The 10574-nt window shown below is 56.8% G+C and carries 9 protein-coding genes; 6 read left to right on the top strand and 3 right to left on the bottom strand.

Features of this window, described 5'->3' with window-relative positions:
• The first annotated feature begins 416 nt into the window (after positions 1-416).
• The 6 genes from ACXJ5O_RS10495 to ACXJ5O_RS10470 all read left to right on the top strand — a co-directional run bounded on the left by ACXJ5O_RS10495 (position 417) and on the right by ACXJ5O_RS10470 (position 7409).
• Positions 417-1292, top strand: coding sequence for a carbohydrate ABC transporter permease (locus tag ACXJ5O_RS10495; RefSeq protein ID WP_457299844.1), 876 nt, complete (start codon positions 417-419; stop codon positions 1290-1292).
• Positions 1289-2317 carry a carbohydrate ABC transporter permease gene (locus ACXJ5O_RS10490; RefSeq protein ID WP_457299843.1) on the top strand — a complete coding sequence of 343 codons (1029 nt, stop codon included), beginning with the start codon at positions 1289-1291 and terminating at the stop codon, positions 2315-2317. The genes ACXJ5O_RS10495 and ACXJ5O_RS10490 overlap by 4 nt, the downstream gene beginning before the upstream one ends.
• A 42-nt stretch (positions 2318-2359) precedes the next feature.
• Positions 2360-3814, top strand: coding sequence for an extracellular solute-binding protein (locus ACXJ5O_RS10485; RefSeq protein WP_457299842.1), 1455 nt, complete (start codon positions 2360-2362; stop codon positions 3812-3814).
• A gap of 113 nt (positions 3815-3927) precedes the next feature.
• Positions 3928-5019 (top strand): ABC transporter ATP-binding protein, encoded by a 1092-nt coding sequence (locus tag ACXJ5O_RS10480; protein ID WP_457299841.1) that lies wholly within the window; start codon positions 3928-3930, stop codon positions 5017-5019.
• Positions 5009-6511 (top strand): xylulokinase, encoded by a 1503-nt coding sequence (locus tag ACXJ5O_RS10475; protein WP_457299840.1) that lies wholly within the window; start codon positions 5009-5011, stop codon positions 6509-6511. The genes ACXJ5O_RS10480 and ACXJ5O_RS10475 overlap by 11 nt, the downstream gene beginning before the upstream one ends.
• 37 nt (positions 6512-6548) lie before the next feature.
• Positions 6549-7409, top strand: coding sequence for an alpha/beta fold hydrolase (locus ACXJ5O_RS10470; RefSeq protein WP_457299839.1), 861 nt, complete (start codon positions 6549-6551; stop codon positions 7407-7409).
• A 35-nt stretch (positions 7410-7444) separates the two neighbouring features.
• Here ACXJ5O_RS10470 and ACXJ5O_RS10465 read toward each other — a convergent pair whose 3' ends face one another.
• The 3 genes from ACXJ5O_RS10465 to ACXJ5O_RS10455 all read right to left on the bottom strand — a co-directional run bounded on the left by ACXJ5O_RS10465 (position 7445) and on the right by ACXJ5O_RS10455 (position 10559).
• The gene (locus ACXJ5O_RS10465; protein ID WP_457299838.1) at positions 7445-7969 is read right to left on the bottom strand and encodes an RNA pyrophosphohydrolase; all 525 of its coding nucleotides are present in this window, start codon (positions 7967-7969) and stop codon (positions 7445-7447) included.
• Between the two features lie 25 nt (positions 7970-7994).
• Positions 7995-9134, bottom strand: coding sequence for a divergent polysaccharide deacetylase family protein (locus ACXJ5O_RS10460; protein WP_457299837.1), 1140 nt, complete (start codon positions 9132-9134; stop codon positions 7995-7997).
• Between the two features lie 99 nt (positions 9135-9233).
• A complete protein-coding gene (locus tag ACXJ5O_RS10455) occupies positions 9234-10559 on the bottom strand; it encodes a S41 family peptidase (RefSeq protein WP_112532191.1) in 1326 nt (441 codons plus the stop codon).
• Positions 10560-10574: the final 15 nt, after the last annotated feature.

Here is a 10574-nt window from a genome sequence, read left to right as displayed (position 1 = left end):
GTAGACGACCGGATCATTCAGGCTTTTGACGAGCGCCGCATGTGCGTCTGCGTTCTCATAGACTCCGGTTAGGTCGGTCAAGCGCTTTTCATAACGACCGGTGTGCCCGCTCATCCCGCCGGCATGAGGGTCTACAAGGCTGGCGACTGGTTCGCGCACAATAGCCGATCTCCGTTCTGTAGTAAAATTACATAAAACTACAAAAGTGCGCGCGCAAGCAAATATTTGCAATGCGAGCAGGGCACTCGCTTACGGCCACTCGGGGTAGAATTGTGTTGACTGAAAAAAATTGCGTAATTACGCTACCAACGGAAATGGGGGATTCATCGAGGTCAGGTCCTTGGTGGGAGGAGATCTATGTCGGCTTTTAAGGTGTCCTGCTTCCGGATCGCAGTTTGCTGGGTCAGCGGTGCGGCATGACTCGAAATGATCCGGTCAAGCATTTCTTTATCTGGCCGGCGCTGCTGATCGTCCTGGTGATTTCCATATTTCCGTTGATCTATTCGCTGACGACCAGCTTCATGAGCTTGCGGCTCGTTCCGCCGATACCGCCGAGGTTTGTCGGATTCGGCAATTATACCGAGCTTCTGCAGAATCCGCGGTTCTGGCACGTCGCGTGGACAACGACGATCATCGCCTTCATCTCCGTGGCTCTGCAATATGTCATCGGTTTCTCCGTAGCGCTCGCGCTCAACAGAAATGTGCCTGGCGAAGGTCTGTTCCGCGTCAGTTTCTTGCTGCCGATGCTCGTTGCGCCAGTCGCCGTCGCTTTGATCGCGCGGCAAATCCTCAACCCGACGATGGGTCCGCTCAACGAGCTGATGACATTCTTCGGCTTTCCCAACCTGCCTTTCCTGACACAGACGAGATGGGCTATCGGGGCGATCATCTCCGTTGAGGTTTGGCAATGGACACCTTTCGTCATGCTGATGTTGCTTGCAGGGCTGCAGACCTTGCCTGATGATGTCTATGAAGCGGCAGCGCTGGAGAATGCCAGCTCATGGCAGCAGTTCTGGGGGATCACCTTCCCAATGATGCTGCCAATTTCGGTGGCGGTGGTGTTTATCCGGCTGATCGAGAGCTACAAGATCATCGATACAGTGTTTGTCATGACCGGTGGAGGTCCGGGGATTTCAACCGAAACCCTGACGCTGTTCGCCTACCAGGAAGGTTTCAAGAAGTTCAATCTTGGTTACACGTCGGCGCTGTCCTTCCTGTTCCTGATTGTCATCACAGTCATTGGCCTCGTCTATCTCGCGATCCTGAAGCCCTATCTGGAGAAGCACAAATGAGTGTGAGGAATCTGAAGGGAAATGGACGCTGGTGGGCGCTTGCGGGCTGCCTGCTTTGGCTGGCGTTTACCTTCTTCCCGCTCTATTGGGTGGCAATAACGTCGTTCAAGTCGCCATTGGGCGTTGTCGGCGGGCCGACATACCTGCCGTTTGTCGACTTTGAACCGACTTTAACCGCCTGGAGCGAACTTTTGTCGGGTCAGCGCRGACAGTTCTACAATAACTTCATGGCATCGACGATTATTGGGCTTTCGGCTTCGATCATCGCAACAGCAGTGGGTTCGATGGCCGCCTATGCCCTGGTGAGGTTCACCTTCGAGGTCAAACTTCTGACCGGAGTAATATTCGTCGTCGTGGCTTTCGGTGGATTTCTGCTCGGACGGCACATTGTGGGCTATGGTCAAGCGATATCACTCATTTATGCCTTTGTTGCAGCCCTCGCACTCGCTATCGGCTCCAGCCGCATACGGCTCCCCGGTCCCGTTCTAGGCAATGACGATATTGTTTTCTGGTTCGTCAGCCAGCGCATGTTTCCGCCGATCGTCGCGGCATTCGCGTTGTTTCTGATGTATACTGAAATGGGAAAGCTCGGATTCAAGCTCGTCGATACCTATACCGGTCTGACCTTCGCCTATGTGGCTTTTTCACTACCGATCGTGATCTGGCTCATGCGCGATTTCTTTGCCGCATTGCCCATCGAAGTGGAGGAAGCGGCGATGGTGGATAATGTTCCCTCGTGGAGAATATTCTTTGGCATCGTGGTGCCAATGTCGAAGCCAGGACTGATAGCGACGTTCATGATCACGTTGGCGTTCGTCTGGAACGAGTTTTTGTTTGCGCTATTTCTGACGAACTCCAGATGGCAGACTCTTCCAATTCTCGTCGCGGGTCAAAACAGTCAGCGCGGTGACGAATGGTGGTCGATTTCTGCGGCCGCCTTGGTTGCCATCATACCCATGGTTATCATGGCTGGAATTCTAAGCAGGTTGATGCGATCCGGCCTGCTTCTGGGAGCAATAAAATAGCATTCACGATAACTGATCATCATAAATTCCAGGGAGGAAGACATGAAAAGATTGCTACTGAGTACTACGGCTGCGGGTCTGTTGGCGATCGCGGGGGCATCGTCGGCACTTGCCTGCGACCCCGATTATACCGGCGTCACCCTGACTGCAACGACGCAGACCGGACCCTATATCGCTTCCGCACTGCAGCTGGCCGCCAAGGGCTGGACTGAGAAAACCTGCGGCAAAGTGAATGTCGTCGAATTTCCATGGTCGGAGCTCTATCCAAAGATCGTAACATCGCTGACATCGGGCGAAGACACGTTTGACGTGATTGCCTTCGCGCCAGCCTGGGCGCCGGATTTCACCGACTATCTGTCGGAGATGCCCAAGGCTATGCAGTCCGGCCCAGACTGGGAGGATATCGCTCCCGTCTATCGTGAACAGCTGATGGTCTGGAATGGCAAGGTTCTGTCGCAGACGATGGACGGCGATGCGCACACCTATACCTACCGTATCGATCTGTTTGAGAAGCCGGAAAACCAGACGGCATTCAAGGCCAAGTATGGCTACGATCTGGCGCCGCCAAAGACCTGGAAGCAGTATCTCGACATCGCTGAATTCTTCCAGCAGCCGGCGAACGGACTGTGGGGCACGGCAGAGGCTTTCCGCCGTGGCGGACAGCAATTCTGGTTCCTCTTTAGCCATGTTGCCGGATATACAAGCCATCCGGACAATCCGGGCGCCATGTTCTTTGATCCGGACACGATGGATGCCCAGGTTAACAATCCTGGCTGGGTCCGCGGGTTGGAAGAATATATAAAGGCGTCGAAGCTCGCACCGCCGAATGCGCTGAATTTCTCGTTCGGCGAAGTGAATGCAGCGTTTGCCGGCGGTCAGGTGGCGGAGTCGATCGGCTGGGGTGATACCGGTGTTATTGGCGCCGATCCCAAGCAATCCAAGGTTGCGGGCAATGTTGGCTCGGCATCGCTGCCTGGATCGGACGAGATCTGGAACTACAAGACCAAGAAGTGGGACAAGTTCGACCACGTCATCCAGACATCGTTCATGGCGTTCGGCGGGTGGCAGGCGGCTGTTCCCGCTTCATCCAAAAATCAGGATGCGGCTTGGGATTATATCAAGTTCCTGACCAGTCCGGCTGTGTCAGGACAGGCGGCGATCACCGGTGGCACCGGGGTCAACCCGTATCGCATCTCGCATACGACCAACGCCGATCTTTGGTCGAAGATATTCTCACCACGTGAGGCCAAGGAATATCTCGGTGCCCAGAAAGACGCCGTCACTGCCAAGAACACGGCGCTTGACATGCGCTTGCCGGGCTATTTCTCCTACACGGAAATTCTGGAGATCGAGCTGTCGAAAGCGTTGGCTGGCGAGGTGACGCCCCAGCAGGCGCTTGATACGGTGGCGCAGGGATGGAACAAGCTGACCGACGATTTTGGCCGCGACAAGCAGCTTGCGGCCTATCGTTCGTCGATGGGCCTCCCGGCAAAATAATGACAAGTCGCTATCCCGCCCGCCGCCAGTGTTGGCGGGATAGTTCCAGTTGAGAAATGAAGCGTCCGTCGCCGCTGTAGCAGCGCGACGGAGTTCGTATGAAAAGGCACGGCATGTCCCTAGTGCGTTTGCAACAGGTCACCAAATCGTTTGGCAAGGTCGAGGTTATTCCACCGCTCGATCTGGTGATCGCTGATAAGGAATTTGTTGTGCTTGTCGGGCCTTCCGGTTGCGGGAAGACGACGACCCTGCGCATGATCGCCGGCCTGGAGCAAGCGACGTCCGGAGAAATCCGCATCGGTGACCGCGATGTCACAAATCTCCGCCCTGGTTTGCGCAACTGTTCGATGGTGTTCCAGAACTATGCGCTTTACCCCCACATGACGGTCGCCGAGAATATTGGCTATGGCATGAAAGTGCGCGGCACATCAAAGGCCGATATTGAAACCTCGGTCGCAAATGCAGCGCGCATTCTCAACCTCGGCGCCTATCTTCAACGCAAGCCCAGCGCGCTTTCGGGTGGACAACGCCAGCGCGTCGCCATTGGCCGCGCCATTGTGCGCCAGCCGGAAGTCTTTCTGTTCGACGAGCCCCTTTCCAATCTCGATGCCAAGCTGCGTATTGAAATGCGAACCGAGATCAAGCTTCTGCACCGCCGCCTGAAAACCACCATCGTCTATGTCACGCACGATCAGGTAGAGGCTATGACGATGGCTGATCGTGTGGTTGTGATGAACCAGGGACGTATCGAACAGACGGCGGACCCGATCACACTTTATGAGTCACCGAAGAATCTGTTTGTCGCCGCCTTCATCGGGGCTCCGAGCATGAATTTCATCGAAGGCCGGCTCGAGCGGGATGGTAGCGGGCTCAGCTTTCGGGCGGGAAATGATGTGAGGGTGCCAATACCGGCAAATCGAACACAAGCGCTGACGAGCGCGGCCGACGAAGAGGTCGTGCTTGGCATCCGGCCTGAACACACCATGATTGCGGCGGGTTCGTTTCCAACGATGCCGCTGAAGGTGGCTGATATCGAGCCGCTCGGACCACACACGCTTGCCATTGGCAAGACAGGAACTGCGCCATTCACGGCACAGGTTGCTGCGGGCTCGCCGATCCGTCCCGATGATGTCGTCAACATTCCGATCGATGTCGAAAGGATGCATCTCTTCTTGAAGAGTACGGGCGAAGCACTTGGCAGGTAAGCTCACGCTTGCGATTGATGTAGGCACTGGAAGTGTGCGGAGCGCACTTGTGGATTCCAAGGGCAAAATCCTTGTGATCGCAACGCGGGAGCACGAGCAGATCGTGCCGCAATTCGGCTGGTCGGAGCAGCGGCCCGGCGATTGGTGGCATGGTGTCGTGGCGACGATCCGCCAGGTGCTCAACAAGGTTCCACACGCACATTCCAATATCGATGCTATTGCCGCCTGTGGCCAGATGCACGGTACCGTGCTCGTGGACGATGCTGGCAAACTGGTGCGTGATACCGCACCGCTGTGGAACGACAAACGTACAGTCGGTCACGTCGCAGCTTTCGAAAGACTGCATCGACCGGAAACCTACCTCGCTGACTCTGCCAATCCAGCGACGCCCGCCTGGCCCGGTTTCAAGCTGCAGTGGCTGCGCGACAATGACCCTGATGCCTACGGGAGGGCGGCAGCAGTCCTTATGCCGAAGGACTACATCAATCTGCGGCTGACCGGCGAGATTGCCATGGATCGCACCGATGGAGGTGCAAGCTTTCTCATGGATGCGAGGACTGGGGAATGGTCGGGCACGATGATCGGGCTTCTTGGCCTCGACAGGGCCAAGCTGGCACCGTTGCGAAATCCGGTAGAGATTCTTGCTCACGTTACGGCGAAAGCAGCGATCGAAACCGGGTTGCGCGAGGGGACGCCGGTCCTTGTCGGGGCGGGGGACTATCCGGCTGCGCTTCTTGGATCGGGCGTGTGCCGTCCGGGCGTCGGATCGGAAGTCATGGGTACTTCCGCGATCGTAACTGCCGTCGCGGACCAGCCGCTGCTTGACGCAGCCGTCTGCAATGTCGGAACGGTGGAAGGCAATTGGGGCGCCTTCATGCTGCTGGAATCGGGCGGAGACGCGATGCGGTGGGCGCGCCGGGCCTTTCACGAAAAGCAGCTGTCATATTCCGATATTGTCGGAAAGGCTGAAGAAGCCCCGCCAGGATCGGAAAGGCTGTTCTTCATGCCGTATCTTGCGGGCGAGCGGCTTGGCGAACATCGTAATGCGCGTGCGCAATATTTCGGGATAGGTGCATCGCACGGGCTTGCGCATATGCACCGTGCAGTTCTCGAAGGTGTTGCCTTCGCGGTGAAACGTCACATCAAGGTTCTCGATGCCATTTCCGGAGTGCCCCTTGAACGGATAGTCGCTTCGGGCGGCGGGGCGAAGACGAAGCTCTGGATGAGGATCAAGGCCAGCGTCTACAACATACCGATTCTGGTCCCCGCTGAAGCTGAATGTGGCATTATCGGCTGCGCTATCATGGCTGCCACTGCGAGCGGGCGCTCTGCCAATTTGGTAGCGGCCGTGGACGACCATGTTTCCTATGTCGATGAAATAATGCCGGACGCCCGTTGGTCGGATATATATGCGCCAATGCAGGTATTCTTCGAGAACCTTTATAAACACAGTCAAGCGCTTTACGACGACTTGGACCGCTTGCCCCAGTGACGTTTACCGGGTGAATGTAGAGAGGCAAGGTGACGGCATGCAAACGAAACTAGTCAAGACAGACGGAGTCGAGCTGGCCAGCGAAGCGTTCGGTAACCCGAATGATCCGGCAATCCTGCTGATCATGGGCGCCATGGCCTCGATGCTGTGGTGGCCGAAAGAGTTCTGCCAGCGTCTTGCAGACAAAGGCCGCTACGTAATCCGCTACGACAATCGTGATACGGGACTTTCGACAAACTATCCGGTTGGCAAACCTGAATACAGCTTCGACGACATGGCCGATGATGCAATTCGTGTGCTTGATGGCTACGGCATTGCGTCGGCGCATATCGTTGGGATGTCCATGGGCGGCATGATCGCACAACTTGTGGCATTGAAATATCCGGCGCGATCGCGAACGCTGACATTGATAAGCACGTCACCTGTCGGCGTTGATACCACTCATCTACCCGGAATGACTGCCGCCTACACAGAGCATTCCRCCAGCTACGCCGATCTCGATTGGTCAGATCGCACCCAGGTTGTCGAGTTCATGCTCGCTGACGTCCGCGCGATTTCCAGTACGAGGCATTCGTTTTACGAGCAACATGCGCGAGACTTCATTGCAATGGACTATGATCGAGCGCGGAGATTTGAAAGTGCAACCAACCATTTCGTGATTTCCAGCGGAGACCAACGGAATGGTCAACTCACTCGCCTTCAACCGCCGCTGCTTGTTATCCACGGCACGTCTGATCCCATCTTTCCTATCGAGCACGGTCGCGAATTCATCAAGATCGTTCCGGGGTCGAAGCTGGTCGAAATTGAAGGAGGCGGTCATGAACTGCATCCAGAGGACTGGAGCACAATGCTCCAAGCGTTGATCGGGCATACAACGAGTAAAGAAAATCGGCGTTAATCGGTACAATCCGCCAGGCGGGTACGAGATTAAATTTAGTCTACTAAATGCCTAAACGCGGCGATCACCTCTTCATAGACCTTGCGCTTGAAGGGAACGATAAGGTCGGGCAATTGGGTCAGAGGCTTCCAAGCCCATTCATCGAATTCGGCGGTGTGACCACCGGGAGGCGGGTTGATCGCAATTTCGGTTTCATTGCCCTCGAAGCGATAGGCGAACCATTTTTGCGTCTGGCCGCGATATTTGCCTTTCAGCGCAACGCCAACAAGATGAGGAGGCAAATCGTAGTTGATCCAATTGGGTGCTTCGGCGAGGAGAGATACGGATTTCATACCAGTCTCCTCGTAGAGTTCGCGCAAGGCTGCCGGTTCGGGGTTCTCTCCTTGATCAATGCCGCCTTGCGGCATTTGCCACAGCTGCGTTGCACCATCCATCTCGTCATTGGCAGCGACGATGCGGTGCCCGGCCCAGACCAGACCCTGCCGGTTTAGCACCATGATACCAACGCAGGGCCGGTAGGGCAGGGATTCAGGATCGACAGGCTTCTTGTTCTTGCTCATGCAAAATACTCCGGGCCATCGGTTGCTAACCCTTTTGCGGATCGCGGACAAGGGCGGAGACAGGAACTATCTCTATACCGCGGGCCTTCGCCTCGTTGGCCCATGATGTGACCGCCTCCACTGTTACATCGAAGGCGGAGCCTGTGGCGATCGCTGTACCCTTGGCACGGGCAATGCGCTCCAGCTCATCAAGCTTCTTCAGAATCGTGCCGCGATCCTGCGAAGCGTCAATCAACAGGTCGGCTGCTGCGAAAGGTGCGCCCTGTTGCGCGGAAATGCCTTCGGCTTTGCTGCGCGCCGATGTGCCGTCGTCCAGGTAGAGCAGACCACGCTTGGCGATATCCTGAATAACAGTGGTCATTGCCTCGGGTTCAGCAGTGAAGCGCCCCCCCATATAGTTCATGACGCCTGTGTAGTTCGTGATACGGCCCATTGCCCGGTGCAGGTTTTCCAAGGTCGCCGCTGGCGATGCATCCACGGTCAACGTGTTGCGTCCCGGGTTGACGCGCGGATAGTCATAGGGTTCGAGCGGGATCTGCATCAAGACTTCATGGCCGTCCTGACGTGCTGCCTGCATCCAGCGGAGGAGGCTGTTGCCTTCCGGCGAGAAGGCCAGTGTCACTTCGGGAGGCAGCGTCTGGATTGCCTGTTGCGACCCGGTTTGCGACAGGCCTAATCCCCCGATGACGATGGCGACGCGAGCTCCACGCGCGCCTGACCATGGCCGGGCATAGATATCGAGCGGGCGCCGGCCATCGGGCGCAATCATGGGCAGTGGCCCCTGCGGGCTTTGCTCCAGCATATCGGGTTCGGGGATATGGGCAGTGCGGGGGTCCTGCGCGCGCCGTGTAGGATCACCAACGACGATTACCTTGGGGCCGCCTTCGGGCGCCGTGACGATATTGCCCGGCTGGCTTTTAGTGTCATGTGCTGGGACTGGTGGCGGGATAACGGTCGGTGCGGCTTCCGCAACCTGCGTCTTCGGCGGTTCAGGTACCGGCCGTCGGAAGCCTTGATGGCTGGTGTAGGTGACGAGCGAGGCAAGGCCAAGGACACAGACAATCGCAGCCGATGGCAATAGCCAGCGGATTGGCGATATCTTGTCAGATTTTGAGTCTGACCTTTTGCCGTTTTGTCCCAGCGGCCGGTTGAGATCGGAGTTCACGCGTTTTGGCCGCAGAGAATGTTAATGGAGGGATAGAGGCTGGAGAAATGAGCCATGGGGACCAGACTGTAGGAGAAAAGTCCGGTCCCCATTTTCATGTCAGTTAGGCACGCCCTTCTTGGGATCAGCCGGGAAGGCTGCATTTGCCTGTTCGCCGCGCAGGAGCTTCAACGCCTGGATGAGCTGCAGGTCGTCCTTCGGATCCGGCGGCACATAGGCGATCGACCCGGAACCCTCTGCATCTTCCTGCACGCCTTTAATGTGACCCTTCAAACTGGATTCACTCATCGGCTCCGCCTTGCCCTGAAGGTCGGCGGGAAGCGGCTGATCGACAGCGATGTCCGGGACAATACCCTTGCCCTGGATGGATTTTCCAGCAGGTGTGTAGTAAAGCGCCGTCGTCAGACGCAATGCGCCGCTTTCGCCGAGCGGTATGATTGTCTGTACCGAACCTTTGCCGAATGAGCGTGTTCCGAGGATCGTTCCGCGGCGATGGTCCTGCAACGCACCGGCGACGATTTCCGAAGCACTGGCCGAGCCGCCATTGATCAGGACGATCAGCGGCTTGCCGTTGGTCAGATCGCCGGGCCGTGCGTCGAACCGGGTGATATCCTGCGGATCGCGGCCGCGTGTCGAGACAACTTCGCCCTTGTCGAGGAAAGCATCGGAGACGGCGACGGCCTGGTCTAGCAGACCACCGGGGTTCAAGCGCAGATCGAGCACAAAGCCTTTGAGCTTGTCGTCCGGAACCTTGCTTTGGATATCCTTGATTGCCTTCTGCAGGTCCTCGAAGGTCTGTTCAGTGAAAGAAATGACGCGGACATAACCAACGTCGTTATCGACGCGTGAGCGGACAGCTTTGACCTTGACCACGTCGCGGACAATGGTGAGCTTGATCGGCTTGTCGGCACCCTGACGAATGAGCGTCAGTTCGATAGGCGTGTTCACCTCGCCGCGCATCTTGTCGACGGCGTCGGTCAGCGTCATGCCACGCACCTCAGTGCCATCGATTTGCGAAATATAGTCGCCCGCCAAGACGCCAGCCTTCGATGCCGGGGTGTCCTCGATCGGAGCGATAACCTTCACAAGTTCGTTTTCCATGGTGACTTCGATACCGAGGCCGCCGAATTCACCCTTGGTCTGAACGCGCATGTCCTGCGCCTGTTCGGCATTCATGTAGGATGAGTGTGGATCGAGCGAGGTGAGCATGCCGTTGATGGCGCTCTCGACCAGCTTTTTGTCGTCGGGTGGCGTGACGTATTGGGCGCGGACGCGCTCGAATATATCACCAAAAATTGATAGCTGTTTATAGGTATCGGTGCCCGCAGCTTCTGCAGCGGTTGTGGGCAGAGCTCCCTGCACAACGACCATTGCCGTCGCACCCAACAGGGCTCCGGCCATGAGAAGCGTTAGCCTACGTATCATTTGCGGTCCTTCCAG

This window comes from Phyllobacterium sp. P5_D12, assembly GCF_054049495.1.
The sequence above is the reverse complement of the archived record's forward strand: the minus strand, read 5'-3'. Positions and strand labels throughout refer to the sequence as shown.

Bases quoted from the DNA above. Each gene is read 5' to 3' on its own strand.
- ACXJ5O_RS10455 (WP_112532191.1), bottom strand. From the start codon at position 10,559: ATGATACGTAGGCTAACGCTTCTCATGGCCGGAGCCCTGTTGGGTGCG.
- ACXJ5O_RS10485 (WP_457299842.1), top strand. From the start codon at position 2,360: ATGAAAAGATTGCTACTGAGTACTACGGCTGCGGGTCTGTTGGCGATC.
- ACXJ5O_RS10495 (WP_457299844.1), top strand. From the start codon at position 417: ATGACTCGAAATGATCCGGTCAAGCATTTCTTTATCTGGCCGGCGCTG.
- ACXJ5O_RS10480 (WP_457299841.1), top strand. From the start codon at position 3,928: ATGTCCCTAGTGCGTTTGCAACAGGTCACCAAATCGTTTGGCAAGGTC.
- ACXJ5O_RS10465 (WP_457299838.1), bottom strand. From the start codon at position 7,969: ATGAGCAAGAACAAGAAGCCTGTCGATCCTGAATCCCTGCCCTACCGG.